The organism is Sorangium sp. So ce124, assembly GCF_051525235.1.
In the GTDB taxonomy this organism is placed as follows: domain Bacteria; phylum Myxococcota_A; class Polyangia; order Polyangiales; family Polyangiaceae; genus Sorangium; species Sorangium atrum.
The window spans coordinates 2,673,181-2,697,009 of sequence record NZ_CP150312.1 but is presented as its reverse complement, the minus strand read 5'-3'; the positions used below and the strand labels follow the sequence as shown (position 1 = coordinate 2,697,009).

The window sequence follows — 23,829 nt, the reverse complement described above, 5'->3', positions numbered from 1 at the left end:
GCGTAGGCAAATCAAGCCGGATCCATATCCACCGCGACAGTCCCGTCCGCAAAGGCGCGCTTGAGCGAGAGCCGCAGCAGGCCGTCCTGCTGCGGCTCGACGCGCTCCTTTGCGATCGTGGGTCGCAGCACGTAACGCAGCAGCGCCTCGCTCGCCGCGGCATGGTGCGCACCGGCGCGCGTCGCTGCGTGTCGACCCGCCGCGATGACCCCTGGTCGAGCTTCCGTGACGAGGCGGTCGCCCCCTCTCGGCGCGCCTGTCACGCACGGCGGCGCGCCACGGGCACACGTTCGCCCCGACGCCGCCGAGACCGGCGCTCCAAGCACGTCGGGTCACGCGGCGTCGAAGCTCGGGCTCCGCGCCCGGGCGATCCTCGGCGCCTCCGTGGGCAAGCCGAGATGCGCCAGGATCGCGACGATCCCATCGCGCTCCGAGATGTCGGCCAGGATCCTGCGCCGCCCGCCGCATGGGCAGGCGAGCACGTCTCGCAGGTAGATTCGGCGCAGCAGGGAAGGCTGCTAGGAAGCGCGAGAGCGTTGCTGCCGGCCACGCCGTGCCCGGCGCCCGTCCTCCGGACGTCGAAGGTTCGGCGCAGAAGAAGATCCCAGTCGATGCGGCGCGATCCGGCGAAGAGCTCGCCCTCGCTCGAGCGCCCCCGATGCGCGACGGTGATGCTCGTGGGCATCACGACGTCGGGCGTCGGCCAAAGCGGCGACGTGGCGGGCGGCGCCGGAGCTTCGTTCTCCGTCTGCTCCGGCGCCTTGGTGGACTCGCGCTCCGGCGCTCTCTCGTCCGCCTTTGCGTCGTCACACGCCTTCTTCTCCGCGCGCCGCGTGCCGCTCGCGGGCGGCTTCGGCGTCACGTGGGCGCGCTCGGTCGTGATCGCGCACGTGGCCGCCGGCACCTCGACGATCCGCGTCGGCGCGGGCGGGATCATGCTCCCGAACCACGCGCCGCTCGTGATCGCCGAGCAGTTCGGCACGCTGGCGTCGCTCTTTCCGGGGCGCATCGATCTGGGCCTCGGGCGCGCTCCGGGCTCCGACCCGATCACCGCCCGCGCGCTCAGGCGCAACCTGGCCGGCGACGCCGACGGCTTTCCCCAGGACGTCCTGGAGCTGATGGGCTACTTCCGCCCGGCGGAGCCTGGCCAGCCGGTTCAGGCCGTGCCCGGCGCCGGGCTCCGCGTGCCGATCTGGATCCTCGGCTCCAGCCTCTTCGGCGCGCAGCTCGCCGCGGCGCTCGGCCTCCCCTACGCCTTCGCCTCGCACTTCGCGCCGGGCCAGCTGATGCAGGCGATCGCGCTGTACCGCCGGGAGTTCCGCCCCTCGGATCGGCTCGCAGAGCCCCGCGTCATGCTGGGGATCAACGTGGTCGCCGCCGGCACCGACGACGAGGCGCGCCGGCTGTGGACCTCGCTCCAGCAGGCCTTCGTCAACCTGCGCCGCGGCCGGCCGGGGCCCTTTCCTCCGCCGGCCGACGATTTCGAGCGCGACCTGAGCCCCCTGGACCGCGCCGGCCTGGAGCAGGCGCTGGCCTGCTCGGTCGCCGGCTCGCCCGAGACCGTGCGGCGGTGGCTGGACGGCTTCATCATCCGCACCCGCGCCGACGAGCTCATCGTGAGCTCGCCGATCTTCGATCACGCCGCGCGGGTGCGCTCGCTCGAGCTCACGGCAGCGGTACGCGGCGAGCTCGCCCGCGCCGGGTGAAGCGCCTTGCCCGGAGGCGCGGGCTCGCGCCGGGCGGGGCGCCGGCTCGGCACGCAGCGCTCTCCGTCCGGCTCGTTTCTACTGAGCTGCGCCGACGTCCCACTCCCCGCGGGGAGAGGCCAGGTGATAGGCTTTCGGCGAACACGAGGTGGCGCAGCAGACGCCGGCCTGGGCATGAATCCGCGCGAGGGCGAGCTACTTCATCGAGAGCCGCGGCGGGTCGCCTGAGGCGCCTCGGGCGCGTTGCGCGATGTGAAGCCTGGAGATGTCTCTGAGTTCCTCACAGGCTTCCTCTTCGACAGCAGAACCCACGACGTTCAAATTCCGCCTGAGATATCACTCACGGTCACGAGAGAGGTGATCCCTTCGATCGTCAAATTCGGCGGCGTCCGGCACATCACCCCGAACTGTAGCTCTTTACCGATAAGCTGCGAGGCGGCTCCCTGGTACAACTCACGAACGCCGGCAATCTTCGAAAGCGCGCCGGTATCTTGCATGATTCCATCCCTATCATACCACATGAGCCGGCAGCTCGGGCAAGTCGCGCCGCCCACGCAGGAGTTCGAGTTCGAGGCAGCCGTGTTGTAGATATCCGAGTAGTAGACCGTCGTGGCTGTGACGCTGCGATTATGCTCCCGACTGTCGTCCGAGGGTGGAGCGATCGGGCAGAAGATGTCGACGGGAGAGCTCCCGAGGTTCGTGACCCCACCCCCGTTCCGATAGACGGTCTCGATCGCACCTTCCGTGCCCGCCGGCGAACATTCGACGCCGCTCGTCTGAACGTAGTTCCCCATGGTCGATGAGGTGGTGTCGTCCTCTGGATCGCCGCCTCCGTGAGTGCAGTCACCCGTGAGCTGGCAGAGCTTGGCCTTGTAACCGAGGATCGCCGTTCGTTCGGGCACCAAGCACACGAACTCCAGGCCCTTCACGACGGTATCCTCATGGGCCTCCAGCGTGGTGCCGTCGCCCGTACCGCCCGCCCACTGGCCGCCGCCGCTCGTCGACCCCGCCACGTCGAGCCGACCGACGCCGGAGCCGCCGGTGTCCGAGACCGAGGCGCTGTAGTAAACAAAGTCATCGGAGGCGCGCATCGCGGCGTAGCAGCTCACGGTCCGCGTCCCCGCTCCTCTGCGATCGAAGTAGACGATCGCCGAGAGCGCATCCGCCCAGCGCTTGGCGTTGAACGCCGGCGTCCCGTTCGAGCCCCAGCGGCCCGACAAGGCGACCGGGCAGATGACGCCGCGCTCCGAGGTGCCGGAGTTGTGAATCGCACCGCTCGAATCCATCCGATCGGTGGCGAGCGGGTACGCGAATGTACACTCTGCCCCCCCGTTCTTCATCAGCCAGGATTTGTGCGTCGCGAGCGCCGAATGGCTCAACGAGAGAGCCGAGGCGACGAGCGCCACGATTGTGATCTTCTTCATGCCGTTCACCTGTCAATTCGAAGAGACCGTTGCTTCGTAGGAGCCGATGCTGGAGCTACCTGGCATGGTGCAGGACAGACCCCACTGAACCGATGTCTGCGACGTGAAAGGGTTGCTCCAGGAGAGGGTGTTGAATCCACCGAGAGGAGTCGTGTAGGACCCCGCCGGCGCGCTGGTGCAACCCCCGGCGGTGGAGCACGCGTAGCGGGAGGTGCCCCAAACGACGCTGCCGCCGATCGATTGCGCGAACGGTGTGCAGCGCACCGCCTCTCCCGTATTATCGTCCTTGACCTCGGCCTTCAACCCGGTCGCGGTCACTTCGGTCGCCGTGCTTGATGAGACCGAATCCCCGTAGTAGGCGGTCGCGCGCCTCGTGATCGGGCAAACGACAACCACGGGCGCAGAAACGTTCCCCTTGACCGAGGTCCTCTGCACCGAGTGCGTCAGTTTGTCTTGCTCACTACCGAACGCAGCGCGGCAGCGGGTGCCGCTCATGTTGACGTGGTTCGGACCTCGAGTGTAGACGTATTGCGCGTGCGCCCCGACCGTGACCAGGCCGATCGCGCAGAATGCCAGCGCCCCTATTCGCACCTTGTGTCCCATACCGTTCTCCTCTGTTCTCCGTTCACTTCGACGTCGAGCCGATCAAGGCTCCACGCCGCGCCGCGGCAGCGCAGCTCTCATCGTCCAGAGCCGCGCTCCACAAGCTCGTCGAGGTCGTCCCGAGGCAGCTCCTCCGGAAGCACGGGGCTGTCCGGCGGCGGCGCGTCGAGGATCCAGGTGACCTCCACCCGATCGCCGTCGTGCTCGATCAAGCCGCTGCGCATCTTGCCGGCTTGCCAGCCGTTGAACTCGCGGGTCCGGGTGATCACCGCGGTGGCCTCCTCCGCTTTCACCGCGGATGCATGGACGACCGTCACGGAGCAGCCTTTCGCGTAGCACTCCAGCGGCTCGAACGTCCCCGCGGCCCCCAGTTTCGCGAGCTTGCTCGTCCACGCGCCGACGACGGCCGACGCAGGCGCGAACAAGCGGTGGTCCGGGCCTGAAGCACGGAGCTCACGCAAGACGCGATCTCGATGCTCGCGCGGCGATGGCTCCCTGGGCGGCTCGGCGGGCTCGTTCGAAGGCGGCCCCGGATCGAGGGGCCGGATGGGCGGAGAGGCAGCGCCGGCGGCGTGCTCATCAGCGTGAGCGTGCTGCGCGCGCTCCTCCGCTCCCGGGGCGGCGTTCGGGGCGACCGAGCCTGGCCGCGACGGGCTGTCTTCGTGCTGCCGCTCGCGCTCTGGAAGCGTCGCGCGGGCGCCGAGCTCATAGGCAAAGAACAGCGACCCGATCACCGCGCAGCCCGCGAGCAACCTCCCTATCAAGCGGTCCTTGGAGCGCTCCGCCGGCAGCCCCGGAGAGCTCGAATCTCGTGGGTTCGAATGCAGGCCCGCCCCTGTCCCAGTATCATGCTTGACCAGCTGGCTCATCCCGTCACTTCCATCCTTACTTCTGCAGCCTGGACCGTGCCGCCCGGGCCCCCATGGCCGGAGCTGTCGAGCTCCTGGTATCGGTTCGAGCTCGGCTTCAAAGATCCGCAAGAACGTGGACAACGATCGGCGCGGCTCGGGCTCGTGGCAGTCGTGTCGCCTGCGCGCTGGCTGCCAGGTCTGCCGAGGCGGTCGTCGCCCGGAGGCCCGATGCCCGATGCCTCGCGGTCGTCGTGAACGACGGTCTTCCTCGACCGCTGCCCGGAGGTCCTCGCACGCCTCGTGCCAGGTTCAACAATGGCCTGGGTCGTCCGGCCATCACGCTCCGTGCGGAAGAGGCACGACCGAGCTGGAAATGCGGACCGATGCGCCGCTACCTGTCACGGGTTGAACCGTGACAAGTCACGGGTTGCACCGTGACAAGTCACGGGTTGCACCGTGACAAGTCACGGGCCGCAGCGTGAAATCCCGCTCCGTAACACCACCCAGCTCAGGAGGTCTGGGCGGTGAACGCTTACCAAGATTCTTACCTCAGCGGAAAGATGGGCATCCCCCGGCCAGCCACCTCCGCGCTTCTGTGCCACCTCCAGCACCCCCCGGGCCCCGGTCGCCCCGAAGTTCAGCAATTTCGGTCAGGCACGGCGCGCGGCGCCTCGTTACCTTGCCTCTCGCCGAGGAGGACACCGCGTTGACCGAAGCCGCCGAGAACGCGTATATCGCCAGGTTCCGCAGGGTGCTCGAGCACATCGACGCGCACCTGGACGAGGACTTGACGCTCGAGCGGCTGAGCGGCATCGCCGCGTTCTCGAAGTACCATTTTCACCGGCAGTTCTCCGAGCTGTTCGGAATGGGGGTTCACGAGTACGTGAAGCTCGTCCGCCTGCGGAGCGCGTCCTACCGGCTCGCGCTCCCGGACCGGGAGCACGCCCGGATCATCGATATCGCGATGGCGAGCGGCTACGAGAGCCCCGAAGCCTTCTCGCGCGCCTTCAAGAGGGCGTTCGGGCAGTCCCCCTCCGAGTTCCGGGAGCAGCCCCGGTGGGATCCTTGGCACGCGACCCACGAGCGCCTGAGAGAGACAAGGGCCCTCCCCATGAAGGCCGCTCACCGCGCCGAGGACGTGGCGATCGTGCGGTTCAACGAGACGCGCGTCGCGGCCTTCGAGCACCGCGGCGACCCGAAGCGGATCCTGGAATCGGTGCGCCGGTTCATCACGTGGCGCAAGGAGAACAAGCTCCCGCCGAGGGTCAGCGCGACCTTCAACATCCTGTACGACGACCCGGCCGAGTCCCCGCCGGAGGCCTACCGCGCGGACCTCTGCGCGGGCATCCACCGCCCCATTGCAGAGAACCCGCACGGCGTCGTCGAGAAGGCGATCCCCGGCGGCCGCTGCGCCGTCCTCCGGCACGTCGGATGCGACGACACGCTCTACGTGGCGGTGCGGTACCTCTATGCGACCTGGCTCCCCATGAGCGGAGAGGAGCTGCGGGACTTCCCGCTCTTCCTGCAGCGGGTGCGCTTCTTCCCGGAGGTGCCCGATCACGAGGCCGTCACGGACGTCTTCCTCCCGCTCCAGTGAGCTTCCCGTGAACAGACAGGCATCGTCCCTGATCTTCCCATCCCCCCGACACCGTCCGGAGAAACGAGCATGAATCGATTCGTGGGCTGCCGCAGCCTGACCGTTCGAGACCCGATGCACGACCTCTCGTTCCCGGTCCTCGTGATGTACCCGACGCACGTCCCTGCCGAGGCCGTCGCCATGGGGCCTTACTCGATCGAGGTGGCCTGGAATGCGCCCGTGCACGGCGGCCCTTTCCCCTTCGTGCTCATCTCGCACGGCGGCGGCGGGACGCCGCTCGGGTATCGGACGCTCGCGTCCCACCTCGCACAGAGCGGTTATGTCGTCGCGATGCCCGAGCACCCCGGGGACAACCGCAACGATCGGTCCCTGACCGAGGCGATCGAGAACCTGGAGCGTCGACCCCGGCACGCCCGGCTGGCGGTGGACGCTGTCTGCTCCGACGCGGAGCTCGGGCCTCGCCTGCAGCGCGACGACATCGCCGTCATCGGGCACTCGATGGGCGGCTACACCGCGCTCGCCCTCGCGGGCGGGCAGCCCTGGACGGGGCCGGGGCAGAGGGTCGCGGTCACGAAGGACCCGCGCGTCAAGGCGCTGGTCTTGATGGCCCCCGCGGCGTGCTGGTTCGTGCCCAACGACGCCTTGAAGGACGTCGAGGCGCCCATCCTCCTGCTCGTGGCGGAGCACGACCGCATCGCGCCGAGATGGCAAGGGCAGCTCGTCCTCGACCTCGTCCCCGACCCGAGCCGGGTCACGCTCAAGGTCGTCGAGAACGCGAACCACTACGCGTTCCTGAGCCCGTTTCCTCCCCAGATGCGGCGCCCGGACTTCCTACCGGCGATCGATCGCGCCGGGTTCGATCGCGAGGCGTTCCACCGTCGGCTCGAGCGCGACGTGCGCGCGTTCCTCGACGCGGCGCTGCGGCAGAGCCCTCCGTCGCCGCCACGTCGACAGCCCGTCCCGGAGGAGGCAGGCGACGCGCCGGCGGCCGTGGAGCCACCTCACCCCGGATCGAGCCGGTAGATGCGCCCCGTGTTGAACATCACCACATAGATCTCCCCGGCCGCGTCCTCGCCGAACGAGGATGGGAGTCCATTCGGGTTCAACGCCGAGGTCAGCTCGACGGGATCGGTCGCGGCCTTGCCGTCCCACACGAAGGAGAAGAAGCGGCCCGTCACGTAGTCGCCGTAGAGGTAGCGGCCGCGCAGGCACGGGATCTTCGCCCCGCGGTAGACATAGCCGCCGATGATGGAGCCCGCCTCGCTCCGCGGGTGCTCGACCGCGGGCGGGAGGCCGCGCGGCTTGCACGTCGCGCCGGGAGGGTAGCAATGGGTGCCCTCCATCGCTTCCCAGCCGTAATCGTTCCTGCCCTGGCCAGGGCGCTCCACCAGGATCTCCTCCCAGCTCTTCTGGCCGACATCGCCGATGTACATATCCCCGGTGAGCCGGTCGAAGCTGAACCGCCACGGGTTCCTGAGCCCGTAGTCCCAGATCATCGGGTCACCGCTCGTCATGTTGCCCGCCGGCGCCTTGCCCGGCTGATCGACGTCGATCCGGAGGATCTTGCCGAGCTTCGAGGTGAGATCGGCCGCGGGGCTCGGAGATCGCGCGGAGTCGCCGATCGCGGCGTAGAGATAGCCGTCCTTGCCGAAGGCGAGCATCCCGCCGACGTGGTTCCAGGCGCCGTGCTTCACGTCGACCAGCGACCTGACCGGCTCGGGATGGGCGGAGTCGCCGCCCTGCGCCGCGCGCTTCCACTCCTCGATCACCACGTTGCCGCGCGGGGCCGACGAATAGTGGAGCCAGAAGCGCCCGTTCTTCGCGTAGTCCGGGTGGAACGCGAGCCCGAGCAGGCCGCCCTCCGCGTTCGGCGCCGGAAAGAACACGCGCGATCGCACGTCGAGGAACGGCGCCTGCTGGACGGCGCCGTCCTTGATGAGCCGGACGACCCCCGTCTTTTCGAGCACGAGGAGGCGCGACGGATCGCCGGGCGGCCCGGCGACATACGTCGGCTGGTCGAGCCCGCTCGCCACCATGGTGAGCTTCAGCTGCGGGACGCCCCCGCACTTCGCCGGGCGGGCGAGCTCCGCGGCGCTCGCGGGCGCCCCCTGCGCCGCAGGGGCGCCCTGCGTCGCCGGCGCCCCCTGCGCGGCCGGCGTGTCTTGCGCGGCGATCGCCGCGCCAGGCGCCCCCGTGCCCCCCTGAGCCGCCTGGACGGGGTTCCCCGCCGCCGCGGCCTGGCCGGGAGGGCCGCCCTCGCGAGGCTCTTCGGGAGGCCCCGCGACCTGCACGCGCCTGTCGCAGGCGGCTACACTGCCTGCGAGCAGGAGGCACCAGGCGGTCCGATGGCACGCTCTCGTCACATAGGCAGCGCGCCCCATAACGCGCCGGTGGCTCGGTCTCTCGGGCAAGCGGGCACCTCCCTCTCCACCTTCATCACGAGAGGCCGCGCCTGGCAAGCCGTGCTCGCGTCGCTGCTGCTGGCCGGCTGCGGCGGCTGCGGCGCGCAGGAGGCGCCCCGGCCCGAGCCTCTCCCCACCCGGCCGAACGGGAGCGGCCCGCCGGGCGCGGCCACCGCGCGCGCAGCCGGCACAGGCGATCGCCCCGGCCAAGGCGCGGTCCAGGCGCCCGGAGGCCTGCCGCCGTGCAAGGACGGCGACACCGATCCTCACGATCTCCGCTGCACCGGGCTTTACAGCGACCCCGGCGCGCGCACGATCGCGCCGGGCGTCCGCGAGTTCAAGCCGGCCTTCGAGCTCTGGAGCGACGGCGCCGAGAAGACGCGTTGGATCTACCTCCCTCTGGGCGTGACCATCGATGTCTCCCGGATGAACGACTGGACCTTTCCTGTCGGTACCAGGCTGTGGAAGGAGTTCCGTCTGCCCGTCTCCGGCGCGAGCCGCCGTATCGAGACGAGGTTCCTGTGGAAGACCGCGGAGGATCGCTGGACGCGCGCCACCTACGTCTGGTCGGACGACGGAGCGAGCGCGACGCAGGTGAAGGCCGGTGTCCCCCACGTCCCCGGCGCCCCCGACTATGCGATCCCGGCGCAGGTCGACTGCATCCGTTGCCACGCTGGCAAGACCGACAACTCGCTTGGATTCGAGGCGATCCAGCTCGCCGCGCGGGGCGCCAGCGGCCTGACGTATGCCGAGCTCGTCGAGCGCGGCCTCCTGTCGACGACCTCCGGCGGCCCGCTCCCCGACGCGGCCGCGCTCGAGGTGCCCGGGACCGCGACGGAGCGGCGCGCCCTCGGTCTGCTGCACGTCAACTGCGGCGTCTCGTGCCACCACCCGCTCGGCGTCGCGACGCATTTCGAGATGCGCCTCAACATCGACGCCGCCGGCCGGGTGGGCGACGTGCGCGGCACGCGCGTCTACCAGACGGCGATCAACCAGCCCGCGAAGCTCCGCCCGCCCGGGGCGCCGCCGGGAGCCCGCTATGACCGGCTGAGGCCCCTCGATCCGGATCACAGCGCCGTGCTCCGCGCCATGTCCCGGCGCGACGCGCCCGGCGCGCCGCCCGAGCAGATGCCGCCGCTCGCGACCCGGCGCGTGGACGAGGAGGCCGTCGCCGCGGTCCGCGCCTGGATCGAGGCGATGACCCCCGCCGCCGGCTACCCGCGACCCTCCCCGTGATCGCCCGCCGGGGTTGCCCGGCGCGTCGCGAACACGCCGCCTCGTGGCAGCACCGCATGCCGCCGTCCGAGGCGCCGAGAGGAAGGGAGCACCGGAAACGCGCGAAGGGAGCCCGCGGGAAACGCCATCGCGCGCGCGCCGGCCCGTGGTGATCGCGGCGTTCGAGCTTCATGCTCCCGGCGGGTCGCAGCGCGGCGCGGCCTCGACCGACCTCGCGCTCGCCGCGCCCACGGCGCCGGCGGATGCCCGCCCTTGCCCGACGAGTGCGCACGACCACGACCGGGGGGAACACGTCACGTGAAGCAGCCGAAAGAGATCAAGACCGCGGAGGGCAAGCTCGGGGTCCTGCTGCCGGGGCTGGGCGCCGTCTCCACGACCACCATCGCGGGCGCCCTGCTCGCGCGGCGCGGGCTCGCGGCGCCCATCGGGTCGCTCACGCAGCTGGGCACGATCCGGCTCGGCCGGCGCACCGACGACCGCGCGCCCAGGATCAAGGATTTCCTGCCGCTCGCGGCGCTCGATCAGCTGGTGTTCGGCGCGTGGGACATCTTCCCCGACAACGCCTACGAGTCGGCGCGGCACGCGGACGTGCTCGATCACCGCCACCTCGACGCCGTCCGCGAGGAGCTGGAGCGCATCCGCCCCATGCCCGCGGTGTTCTACCCGCAGTACGTGAGGCGCCTGCACGGCAACCACGTGAAGAAGGGCGCGAGCAAGGCCGCGATGGTCGAGCAGGTCCGGGAGGATATCCGCGACTTCCTGCGCGAGAGCGGCGCTGCGCGCGCCGTCGCCGTGTGGTGCGGATCGACCGAGGTCTATATCGCGCCCGCGGAGGTCCACTCCTCCGTCGCGCGCTTCGAGGCGGGCCTCGCCGAGGACCACCCGGCGATCTCGAGCTCCCAGATCTATGCGTGGGCCTGCCTGAAGGAGCGCGTCCCGTTCGCGAACGGCGCGCCGAACCTGACGGTCGATTTCCCGGCCGCGTGGGAGCTCGCGAGGAAGCAGGAGGTCCCCATCGCCGGCAAGGATTTCAAGACCGGCCAGACCCTGATGAAGACGGTGATCGCCCCGGGGCTCAAGGCGAGGATGCTCGGCGTCGCAGGGTGGTTCTCGACCAACATCCTCGGCAACCGCGACGGGGAGGTGCTCGACGACCCGGACTCCTTCCGATCGAAGGAGGTCTCGAAGCTCGGCGTGCTCGAGCACATCCTCCAGCCGCACGTCCACGGAGAGCTCTATGGCAAGCTCTTCCACAAGGTGCGGATCGAGTACTACCCACCTCGGGGCGACGCCAAGGAGGGGTGGGACAACATCGATCTCGTCGGCTGGCTGGGCTACCCGATGCAGGTGAAGATCAACTTCCTCTGCCGCGACTCGATCCTCGCCGCGCCCCTCGTGCTCGACCTGGCGCTCCTCCTCGATCTCGCGCAGCGCGCCGGGCTGCGCGGCACGCAGGAGTGGCTGAGCTTCTACTTCAAGAGCCCGATGACCGCGCCGGCCCTGTACCCGGAGCACGATCTCTTCATCCAGTCGATGAAGCTCAAGAACACGATGCGATGGCTCATGGGGGAGGACCTCATCACCCACCTGGGCAACGAGTACTACGACTGATCGCCCGGCGGCTCGGCGTCGACGGCAGCGCTCACGGCCTCGCCGCCCTGCTCACGGCCTCGCTGCCTGGAAGAAGAGCTCGGTCCCCCCGCCCTGGCGGTGGCGTCACTGCCAGCGGAGGTGCACGTCGACGACCGCGCCCGTCCGCGTCGAGGCGCCCTCCGAGAACGTGAACGAGGCGCGCTCGATCTCGCAGTTGCCGCGCCCGTCACAGCGCCGATCGCGTGCATACGAGAGCTCGATCGCGACGAGCCCGCGCGACGCGAGCGGCTCGAGCTCGCCGGCGCTCGACGCGCGGTTCGCGTCGCGGTCGCTCCAGAGCACGAGCCGCGACCACGCCTCGTCCCGCGCCGTGATCCGGCCGTCTCCGTCGGTGTCGAGCTCGCGGAGCGCGGTGAACCCGTTGTCCGCGCGGGCGCCGCTCGAGAGCACCGTCGCCGAGCCGAACAGCTCCTCACCGCCGTCGATCGCCCCGTTGCCGTCCCGATCGAACGCGAGCCACGGCGTCGCCGCGGTCGGCCAGTCGGTGGCGATCGTGGCCCCGAGCCCGCTCAGATCGAACGCGCCGCTCATCGCGGTCACGTACTCGACGGGCCGCTGCTCGAAGGAGAGCACGAGCGGCGTGCTGGTGACGCTGCCGCCCGCCTGGCACCCGGTCCACGTCGCCACCCCGTCGATGTTCTCGCACTGCTCGAAGCCCTCTGTCCCGTTGACGGTGCAGCTCCGGGACTCGCCGATCTCACACGCCGCCTCGGCCTCCTCACCTTCGAGCTCCTCGCCTTCGAGCGCGCCCTCGTCGGTCCCCTCACCACGTTCCCCTCCGGTCGTCACCTGCGCGGCGCAGCCTGTGCCGATCGACCCTGCGCCGAGGAGGAGCGCGAGAGAGGCAATTCCCACGGAACCGGAGCGAAGAATGGTCAGCTTGATGTTCATGGCACATGACCAGGAGCAAGCGTTGCGCCAGCCCCTCGTCGCCCGCTCATCCCATGAAATCCCGGCAATCAGCGCAGCAGGAGCCCCTGAAGCGCGCCAATGTGCCACCCTGCGCCAGGAGCACGACGCGAGTCGTGCCAATCTGATCCAACCGTGGCGCCTGGTGCCCAGTCGGACGAGTGAGCCTTACCCGCGAGGCGGCGCGTAGAAATCCACGATCCGGATCGGCTCGGTCAGGCGCACGCGCACCCGCGATCGCTCCCCGCGGACGTCGCCGCCGATCTGGAAGCTCGTCGCCGGGTCCATCTCGATCGTGACCTCATCCACGAAGTAATCGAACACCGTCTCCAGGTCGTCGAACTCTCCGTTCCAGATGCTCGAGAAGTTCCGCACGAACGTGAACGGCGAGACCACCGACACGCGCAGCTGCATCCGGTCCTGGCGATCGTCCGCATAGGGGAACATCCGGAAGCCGAAGCCGTAATAGGGGATCGTCGATAGCGCCGCGATCTTCGCCGGCCCCTCGTAGATGACGCCGCCCTTCTTGATGGGCGCCCCGAGCATCGCCCCCTTCTCGCCGACGCGTATCGCGTCGTTGCCCTCGTTGATGACGCGGCAGTGCGGTGTGCGCCGCACGAGGTAGCTCGGGATCGTTCGCGTCGTCGCGGCGACGGCGTACGCCACCGGCCCCGGCGCGAGCCGCTTCAGCGGGCCGCGCGCGAGCGCCGACTTCACCGCGTTGTAGTCGCGGAGCATCACCGCATCGATCCCGAAGCCGCAGAACGGCGACAGGATGTCCTCGGCCTCCACGAGCCGCAGGTTCCGGCTCCCGGCCTCGGCGCGCAGCCGCTGGAGGTCGACCGCGAGCCCGGGCTTCGCGCCCGCGCCGCCGGACGCGCCGAGCACCCACGCCAGCGAGTTGCCCGTCCCCAGGCGGAGCAGCCCGAACCGCGGCAGCGGCAGCCCGCGCCGCTTCGCCTCGTTCACAACGGCCGTCACCACCACCGTGAACGTCCCGTCGCCGCCGCCCGTGAGGATCGTGCCGTAACCCCTGTCGACGAGGATCCGCGCGATGCCCTCGCTCTCCTCCACCCGCCGCGAGACGAACAGATCCCCCGTGTCAAGGATCTGATCGAGCGTCTCGATCACCTCCGCCGTCACGCTCTTGGCGTTGCCGTTCACCACCACGGCAATGCGGCTGCTCGCGGCGCCTCGCGGCAACTCGCTCGCACGACGCGGCGCATCAGCGACCACGGCCTGGGGGACGTCATCGGTGGGGCCGCGACCGGCGGGCGGAGAGGTCATGCACCGCGATCTACCACGACCCACCCCTGCGCTTGGAGCGCGGGATGACGCGGGACGTGCAACCGACAAACGTGCAACCGACAAACGACCGACAACCGACCGACAACCGACCGGCCGGCGGCCGGCGCGCGACGAGCGCCTCGAGCGCGGCCTTCGTCAGACCGCAGCGCCGACCGCGCCGGGGCAGGTGATTGTGGACCGATGTGGCCGACGCGACGCAGCGGCCCGCCCGACGACCACCTTTCCGGGAGGTCCGATAGCGTGCGATGCTCGCTCGTTTTGGCTCCCGGACCGATCTTGGGTCATGCTGCCCTTCGGGAAAGCGAGGAGCCTCCCCGAAACTTAGTGGACGGGGTGGTCGATTTTTTGGTAAGGCGACGACCTGGCGAGCCAATTGGGCTTGACAGCCGTGCGGGTCTTTACCGCCGCGCGGGCGGCGCGCGCTTGGGCGAAGGGCCGCGACGATCTCGTACCCAGCGGGGGACGCAGCGACATGCCGAAGATCACAAAGCAGGGCAGCTCCGAGAAGGCGACGGGTATGAAGAAGAAGGCCTCTTCGAGCAGCAAGGGGGGCGCAGAAGCTCAGCTTGCGAAGCCCGTGAATCCGGTAATCAAGGAAGATTCGAAATCGGCGTCGAGCGCGTCGAAGCGTAAGCTCGGCCTCCGTGGCGCTGCGCCGTGGGCTGCGCGGCACGCCGCGAAGCACGCGGCCGAGGCGCGGGCCCGGGCCGCGGAGCCGGCGCCCCCTGGCAGCGCCCGGGCGACCATCCGCGTGCCGAGCGGCGCGGAGGAGATCAAGGCGAAGATCGCCGAGCTCCACAACCAGACCCAGAAGATCCGCACGCTCCGCAAGCGGCTCGACAAGGGGTTCTTCGATATCGGGGTGGTGCTCGCCGAGATCCAGCAACAGGAGCTGTATCAGGCGAAGGGCTACGGCTCGTTCGAGGCGTTCCTCGAGCGCGAGATCGACCTCGGCAAGCAGACGTCGTTGCGCCTCATCAAGGTCGCCCACGTCTTCCAGCGCGAGGTGGCCCTCGACTACGGCATGGACCGGCTGTTCGTGGCGCTCGCGGCCCTTGAGGGCGAGGTGCCCAAGCCCGCCCCCTCCGCGATCCCCTCCGCCCCCGGCTCCAAGCCCCCTCTCCCGCTCAAGCCCCCGATGCGTATCGTGGGCTGAGCGGCGCTCACCCGCCCCGTCAGGCGCCAGCGCCGCGCGGGGGGGTTGATCCTGCCGGGCGCTCGATGGGCTCGGGGACGAAGCGGGGGAGGCTCACCCGGACCGTCGTGCCGTCGGCGGCGTGCGCGTCGACATCCACACGGCCCGCGTGCTGGTCGACGATCTTCCGGACGATCGCGAGCCCGAGGCCCGTGCCCGCCGCCTTCGTGGTGAAGAACGGATCGAAGATCTCGGCGAGGATCGTCGGCGCAATCCCCGGCCCCGTGTCCCCGATCGACAGCCACACCTCGTGCGCATCCCCCGACGCGCACGCCCGCAAGACCCCGCCGTCGGGCATCACGTCGAGCGCGTTGACGACGAGGTTCAAGACCACCTGCTTGAGCTTCTCGACGTCGCCCAGCGCGAAGCAGTCGTCCGCGAGATCGCGGACGACCTCGACATGGTGGCTCGCGAACGCCTCCTCCTCGAGGTCGAGCACGTCGCGCACGACGCGGGCCAGATCGACGGGCTCCCGGTGGGGCGCGCGCGGGCGGGCCAGCTCGAGGAACTCGCCGAGGAGCCGGCCCAGGCGGGCGATCTCCGCCTCGACGATGCCGACGCGCCGCTTCATGGGCTCGCGGATCGCCTCGTCGGAGAGGCGATCGATGCCGCGGCTGAGCAGGTGGAGCTCCAGGACCGCGGCGTTCAGCGGGTTCCTGATCTCGTGGGCGAGCCCGAGGGCGAGCGGGGCCATGGCGTTCAGGGCCTCGGCGTCGGCGGCCCGCCGCTCGAGGGCGCGCCGCTCGGTCACGTCGATGCCGATGCCGTAGACGAGGTCGGTCCTGCCGCCGCGCCCGCCGCCGCGGACGCCGGAGAGGTGCCAGCGCACGCGGCGGATCGCGCCCACCGCGTCCCGGACCCCGACCTCGACCTCGGCGGCGGCGTCTCCCTCGACGACGCTCAGGAACGACTGGTTGAACCGGCGCTGATCGGGCTCGTCGACGAGCGCCTCGCAGAACGCCATGCCGAGCGCGGCGTCGCAGGACACGCCGGTCAGCGCGGACAGGCGCGGGTTGAAGAGCGCGACGCTGCCGCCGGCGTCCAGGCCGAGGATGAGCACGTCCGCCGCGTCGATGATCGCCCGGTACCGGCGCTCGAGCTCTTCCCGCTCCCGCTTCAGCGAGATCTTCTCGATCGCCTGGGCCACCGTGGAGATGAGCTCCTCGGGGCGGAACGACTTGAGGATGAAGGCGAAGGCGCCGGCGCGGAGCGCGGCCATGGCGGCGTCGACGGTCGCGAAGCCGGTCACGAGGACGATCTCGCCGTGGGGGGCGGCGGCGCGGAGCGGGGCGATGAGCTCGAGGCCGCTCGCGTCCGGGAGCTTGACGTCGACGACCGCGACGTCGAACCCGTCGCGCCGGGCGGCGGCGAGCCCCTGCTTGCCGTTGGGCGCGAGGGCGACCTCGACGTCGAGCTCGCGCGCTCCCTCGAGCACCTCGCGGAGGTTTCCGGCGAGGCTCGTGTTGTCGTCCACGATCAAGATTCGAGCGGGCACCTGGGGTCTCCTGGGCGAGCGGTCCGGCGGGCGGCCCGAGGCGCGGGGCGTCCTTCCGCTTTGGGGTCTTTCCTAAATTGTATGCTATGAGCCGCCGTCATGCGGTTCGTCGATCGGTGCCGTCTGAAGGTGATCGCCGGGGATGGCGGCAATGGAGCGATCGCGTTCCGTCGTGAGAAGTACATCCCGTTCGGCGGCCCCGCGGGTGGAGACGGCGGCCGCGGCGGGGACGTCGTCTTCGTGGGCGACGGAGGCCTGTCCACGCTACTCGACTTCACCTACGCGCGCACGCTCGAGGCCGACCGGGGCGAGCACGGGATGGGGAGCGACTGCCACGGGCGCGCCGGCGCCGACCGGGTCGAGAAGCTCCCCGTGGGGACGCAGATCTTCGATGCGGAGAGCGGCGAGCTGATCGCCGACGTGACCGAGCACGGCCAGCGGGTCATCGTCGCCCGCGGCGGCAAGGGGGGCCGCGGCAACCTGCACTTCAAGTCGCCGCACGACAGGGCCCCGCGCCGCGCCGAGCCGGGCGAGCCGGGCGAGGCCCGCGAGCTCCGCCTCGAGCTGAAGGTGCTCGCCGACATCGGCCTGCTCGGCTTCCCCAACGCCGGCAAGAGCACCTTCGTCGCGGCCGTCTCGGCGGCCCGGCCCAAGATCGGCGACTACCCGTTCACGACGCTCACCCCGATCCTGGGCATGGTCGAGATCGGCGGCGGCGTCCGGTCGGGCGGGTCGAGCTTCGTCATCGCGGACATCCCCGGGCTGGTCCCGGGCGCGAGCGAGGGGGTCGGGCTCGGCATCCAGTTCCTGAGGCACGTGGAGCGGACACGAGCGCTCCTCCACCTCGTGACGCTCGACCCGGGCGAGGGCCGCGAGCCGCTCGCCGACTACCGGGCGCTCCGCAAGGAGCTCAAGAAGTTCAGCCCGGAGATCGCGGAGCGCCCCGAGATCGTCGTCCTGACGAAGGCCGATCTGACCGAGGTGCGCGAGGCCTACCCGAAGCTCAAGGCGCGGTTCGCGAAGGCGAAGGTGAAGCTCCACCTCATCAGCGCCGCGACGGGCGAGGGAGTGCCTGAGCTCGTCCGCGAGCTCGCGGCGCTCGCGCGCAAGCGGGAAGAGCCGGCAGAGCAGGAAGGCTGAGCGCGCCTCCGCCCGGACGGCGGGCGCGGCGCGCACCGACGGCGCGGGGCGAGCGCCGCCGTCTGCGCAGGGTGACACGGCGGAGCCTGCCGGCTCGCTGCCTTAGTGGACGCTGGGGGCGCCAGAGGCGGCGAAGCGCCAGCGCCGCGCGTCCGCTCGTCATCACGCGTCATCAACCATCTTCCGGCACACGGAAAAAGGGGAGCACTCGTCTTCGCACGTACAGACACAGGGTGTCCTCAAGTGCGTTAATCATCCACATCCGTCGTTGCTTGGCGCGTTCGGGCGCGCGCGGCATCTGGACAGGAGAGCAAAACTCGAGTCCAATTTACGATCCGGACTCACATACCTTGTCGGAAGGAGAAACCCGATGCGCTGGTCGACCCCCAACAAACCGTCTGCTCTCGCGTGGCGTGCGGCCCTCCTCGTGGCGCTCGCCGCGGGCGGGACGGCGCGCGCGGATGTGGTGCAGCCGAACGGCACCGTCGTTCCCGTGATCACGGAGCGATTGAGCGATCTGCTGAACGGCTCGGCAAAGAACGACAGCCTCGACGAGATGATCGACGTCGTGGCCGACGCCGCGGTGGAGCCCCAGGTGTTCTCGCCGCTCTGCGAGTTCAGCGGCAAGTACATCGACAAGGGAGGAGGCGCCAACTTCGCGGTCGGCTGGTACAACGTCGATGATGCCCGCGACAGCGGCGACCCGCCGCGGTACGTCCCAGTGGACACCGGCGCCAACCTCGGCACGCCGGCGCCGGAGAGCGATATCCAGATCCTCTTTCCGTTCTCTGGCGCTCTGCCGCCCGCAGAGAAGCGCGAGCTGACGGCCGTCTCGATCCGGGAGAACCCCGCCTACGCGGGCGGCCTCATCGGCTTCGTGCTGATCCCCAACCCGAACGGCACCGGCGATGGAAACGCCACGCAGTACCACTACACCGAGCATCGGTTCAACGTGGAGTGTACGGCGTGCGCGAGTCCGGGGCCCTGGTACTCCGATCTCATCTACAGGTCGAACCAGCTCGCCAACACGTTCTACCTGGGGTTCGAGGATCTCGACTTCCGGAACGCCGCCGGCGCCGCGGGCGTCAACGGCAACGACCTCGATTACGAGGACTTCCTGTTCCGCTTCTCCGGCATCACGTGCCCCGCGGCCGGCCAGCCGTGCGAGGTCGAGGAGAACGTGGGCGCGTGCCGCGCGGGCATCTCGGACTGCGACGCGCAGGGACAGGCGATCTGCACGCCGATCGTCGAGCCTGGCAGCCAGGCCGAGCAGTGCGACGGCATCGACAACGACTGCGACGACATCGTCGATGAGGAGGCGCCCTGTCCGGAGGACCAGGTGTGCAGCCGCGGCCGCTGCGTGAACCGCTGCGGCTCGGCCGAGTTCCCGTGCGATCCTGGGCTCGTGTGCGTGGAGGGCCTGTGCGTCGAGCAGGCGTGCGTCGACGCGAAGTGCGATGTCGGCCAGGTGTGCCATGACGGCGTGTGCCGCGCCCCGTGCGACGGCGTGTTGTGCCCGCACGGCCAGACCTGTCGCGGCGACCGTTGCCTGGATCCATGCGACGGCGTGACGTGCGGCGCCGGTGAGGTGTGCGAGAGCGGCGTGTGCGTTGTCGAGTGCGGCTGCCGGGGCTGCCCGTCGGACGACCGCTGCGCGGCGGACACCGGGCGGTGCGTCGAGGCGGCGTGCGCCGACGTCGCGTGCGGCGCGGGCACCTATTGCCGCGGCGGGGCGTGCGTCGACCTCTGCGACGGCGTCGTCTGCCCCGCGGGCGAGCGGTGCGTGGCCGGCATGTGCGCCGAGGAGCCGCCGTCTCCCGCCACCACGACGTCGGCGGGTCCGACGCTCGACGTGGCCGCCTCGGTCGGCGCGGGCGACGCCGCGTCGGGCTCGGGCGGGGCCGGATCGGGCGCGGGCGGGGCTCCCTCCACCGGCGCCGGCGAGGACGCGAGCGGGAGCGGGGAGTCGGCGGGCTGCAGCTGCAGCCTCGGCGGCGACGCGCCCTCCGCCGGCGGAGGGGCCGCGTTGCTCCTCGCCGTGGGCCTCGGGCTCCGCCGCAGGAGGCGCGGAGACCCGGGGCGCTCGGCTCCGGGCCTCCGCATCCGTCGCTCAGGGTGATTCGGACGTCGGGCCGAAGAACTCGACGTCGTCGATCTCGATGGTGCCCGAGTCGACCTTGTCCTTGCCGAGGAAGCCGTTCGCGCGAACGCCGTTCATCTCCGCGCTGAAGGAGAGGCCGACGATCGATCGGAGCACGTCGTTCACGTCGTCGCCCGGGTCGCGCCCCTGATCGATGGCCCAGCCGGGGAGCGCCATGTCGGCGAACCTCAGCTCGATCAGCGTCGGCTCGGCGGTGAGCCGCACGTCCCACCCGTGACGAACGCCCGTGAGCCCTTCGCTCTGCGCCGGGCTCTCGACGTCGAAGCGCATCCCCCGCGCCGCCTCCGCCCGCGCCCAGAAGCGGACCCCCTCGAGCGCGGTCGCGTCGATCACGCCCTCGGCGAGAGGCACCCCGAAATACACGTACTGCCCCCAGGGAGCCGCCTCGTCGCGGAAGTCGAAGCGGAGGAGCATGCTCTGCGCGCCGTTCAGGGGATCTTCCTGCGAAAGGCCCGGCACGGCGCTCGACGCGTTGTTGGTGGACACCACCGTCCCGACGTAGAGCCCGAGCGTGTCCGCGGCCTCGAAGTCGTTGATCCCCGTCGCGGTGAACGAGAAGGGCGCGAGCGGCGTGTCGCTGGCGAAGCGCCCCAGGCGCTCTCGCAAGATCGGCAGCTCGTGCCTGAGGCGCTCCACCGCGGGCTCCCACCCGGCGAGCCCGGGCCCGAGCGGATCCTCCTCGACGGCGGCGCGGATCAGCGCCGCGTACTTGTCGACCTGCTCCTCGAGCCGCCCCTCGCTGAACGGGCCCTCATAGAGCGCCTGCAGCGCGGCCTTGTAGCCCGCTGCGTCCTGGTTCAAGGCGCCGAACAGCGCGTCGCAGCCCGGCGGGCGCACGTGCTCGGAGCCCATGAACACGGGGACGACGGCGCTGCAGTCCGCCGGCGTCTCCGTCCAGCGCGGCACGTGGCCGAAGTAGGTGCTGGGGCCGAGGGTCTGATCGAGATCCCACGGGATGAGGTGGAACTTGCCCGACGAGGGCTCGTCGTAGAAGTAGAAGTTGTGGTTGGCGGCGACGCCGGCCTCGTTGGCATAGTAGGTCGTGACGCCGTCCCAGTTCACGATCGTCTCGTCGACGGCCATGTAGCGCTGCAGCTGCTCGATGTCCGTCCACTCCGACAGCGCGGAGAGGCGCCCCGCGCCCTCGGCGGACGCGAGGGCGGTCGAGAACGCGATGAATCGCTCGTGCGTGGCCGCGTCCTCGTTCGTCTCGATCCGCTCCGCGTAGTAGCCGGCGTCGTCCGAGACCGGCCACGCTTCCTTGTAGAGATCGCCGTCCGGAGCGTCGGAGAAGTGGTGTTCCAGGAAGCGGCCATCCACGTCCTCGACCATCGAGAAGAGCCCCTGCGACTCGCCGTTCACGCTCAGCGTCGCCCACGCGCTCCGCGGGGCGGCCACGCCCATCTCCCGGAACAGGCCATAGGCGATCCGCTCGTGGAGCCGTGTGGGGTCCCAGATCATGGAGTGGAAGTTCAGGCGCTTCTGCGCGTAGAAGCGCTGTCCGTCGACGTACTCGTCGAACTTCACCTTCATGCTGAGCTTCGGACAGGTGAGGTTTCCCTCCCCGTCGAAGCACATGTCCAGGGTGCCGTAACCCCCCTTGAAGCGCAGGCCCACCACGCCCAGGCTCTTGCCCTTGTAGCAGGCCTCGGCCTCGACATACTGCTCGTCACGGGCGTTCTCCTTGAGCTCCGCCCAGCGCTCTTCCGGAAGATAGAAGTCGAAGCGCGGGACCTCCTCCGCCGCGTACAGCTCGTCCGCGTCGCTGTCGGCCAGCGCGGGGTCGGACGGCTCGCACCGCGGCGTCGGGGGCTGCCCGCCGCTCCCGCCGTCGCTCGTGCCGCCCTCTCCACCGGCGCCTCCAGCGCCTCCGCCTCCAGCGCCTCCGGCGCCAGCCCCGCCCGAGCCGCCTGGCCCGACGCCGCTGCTCGCGCCTTCGTCATCACCGCAGCCTGCGCCCACCGCGGCAGCCGCAAGTGCAAGCACCATCCAATACCCAAGCTTCATCCAACGATCCTCCAAGAGCCTCGACCCTAGTCGCGGCCATCGCGTCCGTCGATGCCTGATTTTCACGGCAGGCATGGATGCCTCGCTGGACATCGTGCGTCGCCGCGCCGTGCAGGCGCGCCGTGTGACCCCGCGAACCCGCTCATGACCGGCACGGGGCGCGCGGTGATGGTACGTTTCCAGGCGTGAGCCAGCGCCCGTATCCTGAGCCCCAGGCAGCCCGCCTCTTGTCCGTCGCGGAGTGGGCAGCGCTGCCGGAAGACGAGGCCGGTGAGCTCATCGATGGCCGCCTGGTCGAGGAAGAGATGCCCGATTGCGTCCACGAGCTGGCCGTCGCCTGGCTCATCCACGCCCTGCGGGCCTGGCTCATCCCGCGCGGCGGCTTCGTCTTCGGCTCCGAGGTGAAGTACGCGCTCAAGCCGCGGCGCGGGCGCAAGTCCGACGTGTCGGCGTTTCTCCCGACCTCGCGAAGGCCCCCGGCCCGTGGCGCCGTCGGCGTCCCGCCGGACATCATGGTCGAGATCGTCTCCCCCTCGCCGGGGGACAGCCGGCGCGATCGCGTCGAGAAGCTCGAGGAGTACGCCGCGTTCGGGGTGCGCTGGTACTGGTTGCTCGATCCGCAGCTCCGCACCCTCGAGATCCACGAGCTCGCGCGCGGCGGGCTCTACCACCACCGCCTCACCGCGCCCGGAGGGGTGCTCCCGGAGGTCCCGGGCTGCGAGGGGCTGACGCTCGATCTGGACGCGCTCTTTCGCGAGCTCGACCGGCTCGACGCGACGGAGCCGCCGCAAGGCAGCGCGGACGACGAGTCGTAGCAGCGCGAGCGGCGAACGGCGCGGTCGCGCGGCGTCCACCCGCGATGCCAGCGCAGCTCACCCGCGGTGCCGCGGGCCGCGCTCGCTCGCCGCGGGGGCCGGCGCCTCGGCCTCGACGGCCAGGCACGCCTCGAACCCTTCGACGTAGCTCGGATAGAGCAGCGCCATGCCGAGGGCGCGCTTGATCTTCGCGTTGTCCACGGCGCGATCGTGGCGGAGCGTCTCGTGCAGGTCCTCCCGCGGCGCGCCGGCCGGCAGCGCGAGGCCGAGCCGCGCGCAGAGCCAGCGGACGACCTCGATCTGCGGCACGGGCGCGTCGTCCGCGACCAGGAAGGCCTCGCCGGGGGCGGCGCGCTCCAGCGCCGCGAGCGCGAGGCGCGCGAGGTCCTCGACGTGGATGCGCGAGACGACGTTCCTGCCCTGCCGATCGCCCTCGCCGGTCATGCGGAAGTCGCCGCGCAAGAGCCGCTGGTGCAGGCCGCGGCCCGGGCCGTAGATGCCCGCGGCGCGCAGCACCACGGCGCCGCGCGCGCGGTACACGTCCTCGGCCGCGAGGCGCGCCGCGGCGCGGGGGCCGTCGGCCGACGTGGGCGTCGCCTCGTCGATGCGCCCCGTCGCGTCGCCGTACACCGCGGTCGACGAGACGTACGCGATCGCGCGCGCGCGGCGGAGCGAGGGCGCGACCGCGGCGTCGGTCGCGCCGTCGGGCGGGAAGGCGACGAGCACGTCCGCGCCGTCCGTCACGAGCCGGTCGACGGCCTCGGCGGTGAGGGCCGGGAGGACGCTCACCTCGATGCCTGCCTTCGCGAGCTCCGCGGCGCGCTCGGACGAGCGCGTCGTCGCGACGACGCGGCCGCCGGACGCCCTCCGCAGACCGGCGACCACCGCGCCGGTGAAGCCGCAGCCGAGGACGATGAGCGGGGGAGAGGTGTTGAGCATGGGTGCTGGGCGACGCTTCTACCAGCAAGCGCGAGCGGACGCCTCCGCGGCGCGAGAGCGCTGCCGGCCGCGCCCGAGGTGCACGGATGGGGTCGCGACGCCGTCGTCTTCGTGCGGGTGGGTCGCCGGGTCTGCGCATCGCCGCCTAGGATGGTCATGGTCGGGCTGGCGGCCACGCTGCGATCGCCGGCATGGCGGGGGAGCGGCGCACCGAAGGCAGGAAGGACAGGGAGATGGGTAAAAGGGAGAGAGCGAAGCAGTTGCTGCTCGTGGTCGCGACCGCGGGGCTCACCGCGTGTGAGGAGGACGGCTCGACCAATCCCCCGTCTCCGCCGCTCGTGTGCGACGAGGTCGCCGACGGCTCTGCGCTGTGAGCCAGGGGGACGCT

General features: G+C 70.7%; 20 protein-coding genes. 10 read left to right on the top strand and 10 right to left on the bottom strand.

The window, feature by feature from the left end:
* Positions 1-332 precede the first annotated feature (332 nt).
* Positions 333-482, bottom strand: coding sequence for a hypothetical protein (locus tag WMF19_RS10315; RefSeq protein WP_437898908.1), 150 nt, complete (start codon positions 480-482; stop codon positions 333-335).
* Between the two features lie 129 nt (positions 483-611).
* On the opposite strand from WMF19_RS10315, the gene WMF19_RS10310 reads away from it, so the two are divergent.
* Entirely contained in the window at positions 612-1,706 is a 1,095-nt protein-coding gene (locus tag WMF19_RS10310) for an LLM class flavin-dependent oxidoreductase (protein ID WP_437898907.1), read from the top strand.
* A 317-nt stretch (positions 1,707-2,023) separates the two neighbouring features.
* Here the strand turns inward: WMF19_RS10310 and WMF19_RS10305 are convergent, their stop codons facing one another.
* From WMF19_RS10305 to WMF19_RS10295, 3 genes are all read right to left on the bottom strand, one after another.
* Positions 2,024-3,139 (bottom strand): hypothetical protein, encoded by a 1,116-nt coding sequence (locus WMF19_RS10305; protein WP_437898906.1) that lies wholly within the window; start codon positions 3,137-3,139, stop codon positions 2,024-2,026.
* A gap of 3 nt (positions 3,140-3,142) precedes the next feature.
* Positions 3,143-3,733 (bottom strand): hypothetical protein, encoded by a 591-nt coding sequence (locus tag WMF19_RS10300; protein ID WP_437898905.1) that lies wholly within the window; start codon positions 3,731-3,733, stop codon positions 3,143-3,145.
* A 77-nt stretch (positions 3,734-3,810) separates the two neighbouring features.
* Positions 3,811-4,602: a hypothetical protein gene (locus WMF19_RS10295; RefSeq protein ID WP_437898904.1), complete on the bottom strand. Its 792-nt coding sequence runs from the start codon at positions 4,600-4,602 to the stop codon at positions 3,811-3,813.
* Positions 4,603-5,290: 688 nt separating this feature from the next.
* On the opposite strand from WMF19_RS10295, the gene WMF19_RS10290 reads away from it, so the two are divergent.
* Together WMF19_RS10290 and WMF19_RS10285 are read left to right on the top strand one after the other, a co-directional pair.
* The gene (locus WMF19_RS10290) at positions 5,291-6,181 is read left to right on the top strand and encodes an AraC family transcriptional regulator (RefSeq protein ID WP_437898903.1); all 891 of its coding nucleotides are present in this window, start codon (positions 5,291-5,293) and stop codon (positions 6,179-6,181) included.
* Positions 6,182-6,250: 69 nt separating this feature from the next.
* Positions 6,251-7,204, top strand: a complete 954-nt coding sequence (locus tag WMF19_RS10285; RefSeq protein WP_437898902.1) for an alpha/beta hydrolase family protein — start codon at positions 6,251-6,253, stop codon at positions 7,202-7,204.
* Here the strand turns inward: WMF19_RS10285 and WMF19_RS10280 are convergent.
* Positions 7,183-8,472: a PQQ-dependent sugar dehydrogenase gene (locus tag WMF19_RS10280; RefSeq protein WP_437898901.1), complete on the bottom strand. Its 1,290-nt coding sequence runs from the start codon at positions 8,470-8,472 to the stop codon at positions 7,183-7,185. The two genes, WMF19_RS10285 and WMF19_RS10280, sit on opposite strands and share 22 nt — an antisense overlap.
* 99 nt (positions 8,473-8,571) lie before the next feature.
* On the opposite strand from WMF19_RS10280, the gene WMF19_RS10275 reads away from it, so the two are divergent.
* Both WMF19_RS10275 and WMF19_RS10270 read left to right on the top strand, forming a co-directional pair.
* Positions 8,572-9,819, top strand: a complete 1,248-nt coding sequence (locus WMF19_RS10275; protein ID WP_437898900.1) for a hypothetical protein — start codon at positions 8,572-8,574, stop codon at positions 9,817-9,819.
* A 297-nt stretch (positions 9,820-10,116) separates the two neighbouring features.
* Entirely contained in the window at positions 10,117-11,430 is a 1,314-nt protein-coding gene (locus tag WMF19_RS10270) for an inositol-3-phosphate synthase (protein WP_437328549.1), read from the top strand.
* A 105-nt stretch (positions 11,431-11,535) separates the two neighbouring features.
* Here WMF19_RS10270 and WMF19_RS10265 read toward each other — a convergent pair whose 3' ends face one another.
* Positions 11,536-12,327, bottom strand: a complete 792-nt coding sequence (locus WMF19_RS10265) for a calcium-binding protein (RefSeq protein ID WP_437898899.1) — start codon at positions 12,325-12,327, stop codon at positions 11,536-11,538.
* A 222-nt stretch (positions 12,328-12,549) separates the two neighbouring features.
* Positions 12,550-13,668 carry a diacylglycerol/lipid kinase family protein gene (locus tag WMF19_RS10260; RefSeq protein WP_437328547.1) on the bottom strand — a complete coding sequence of 373 codons (1,119 nt, stop codon included), beginning with the start codon at positions 13,666-13,668 and terminating at the stop codon, positions 12,550-12,552.
* Positions 13,669-14,161: 493 nt separating this feature from the next.
* Here WMF19_RS10260 and WMF19_RS10255 point away from each other — a divergent pair, with 493 nt between their 5' ends.
* Positions 14,162-14,845: a hypothetical protein gene (locus tag WMF19_RS10255; RefSeq protein WP_012234436.1), complete on the top strand. Its 684-nt coding sequence runs from the start codon at positions 14,162-14,164 to the stop codon at positions 14,843-14,845.
* 19 nt (positions 14,846-14,864) lie between these two features.
* Here WMF19_RS10255 and WMF19_RS10250 read toward each other — a convergent pair whose 3' ends face one another.
* A complete protein-coding gene (locus WMF19_RS10250; protein ID WP_437898898.1) occupies positions 14,865-16,379 on the bottom strand; it encodes an ATP-binding protein in 1,515 nt (504 codons plus the stop codon).
* A gap of 99 nt (positions 16,380-16,478) precedes the next feature.
* Here WMF19_RS10250 and obgE point away from each other — a divergent pair, with 99 nt between their 5' ends.
* Together obgE and WMF19_RS10240 are read left to right on the top strand one after the other, a co-directional pair.
* Positions 16,479-17,519 carry a GTPase ObgE gene (gene obgE, locus WMF19_RS10245; RefSeq protein ID WP_437328545.1) on the top strand — a complete coding sequence of 347 codons (1,041 nt, stop codon included), beginning with the start codon at positions 16,479-16,481 and terminating at the stop codon, positions 17,517-17,519.
* 370 nt (positions 17,520-17,889) lie between these two features.
* A complete protein-coding gene (locus tag WMF19_RS10240; RefSeq protein ID WP_437898897.1) occupies positions 17,890-19,638 on the top strand; it encodes an MYXO-CTERM sorting domain-containing protein in 1,749 nt (582 codons plus the stop codon).
* On the opposite strand, the gene WMF19_RS10235 is transcribed toward WMF19_RS10240, so the two are convergent.
* Complete coding sequence (locus WMF19_RS10235) at positions 19,630-21,687, bottom strand: CotH kinase family protein (protein WP_437898896.1); 2,058 nt, start codon at positions 21,685-21,687, stop codon at positions 19,630-19,632. The genes WMF19_RS10240 and WMF19_RS10235 overlap by 9 nt on opposite strands.
* A 185-nt stretch (positions 21,688-21,872) precedes the next feature.
* Here WMF19_RS10235 and WMF19_RS10230 point away from each other — a divergent pair, with 185 nt between their 5' ends.
* Positions 21,873-22,502, top strand: a complete 630-nt coding sequence (locus WMF19_RS10230; RefSeq protein ID WP_437898895.1) for a Uma2 family endonuclease — start codon at positions 21,873-21,875, stop codon at positions 22,500-22,502.
* Positions 22,503-22,559: 57 nt separating this feature from the next.
* Here WMF19_RS10230 and WMF19_RS10225 read toward each other — a convergent pair whose 3' ends face one another.
* Positions 22,560-23,441, bottom strand: a complete 882-nt coding sequence (locus WMF19_RS10225; protein ID WP_437898893.1) for an NAD-dependent epimerase/dehydratase family protein — start codon at positions 23,439-23,441, stop codon at positions 22,560-22,562.
* A 233-nt stretch (positions 23,442-23,674) separates the two neighbouring features.
* Here WMF19_RS10225 and WMF19_RS10220 point away from each other — a divergent pair, with 233 nt between their 5' ends.
* On the top strand, positions 23,675-23,815 hold the full coding sequence (locus WMF19_RS10220) for a hypothetical protein (protein WP_437898892.1): 141 nt from the start codon (positions 23,675-23,677) through the stop codon (positions 23,813-23,815).
* Positions 23,816-23,829 lie beyond the last annotated feature (14 nt).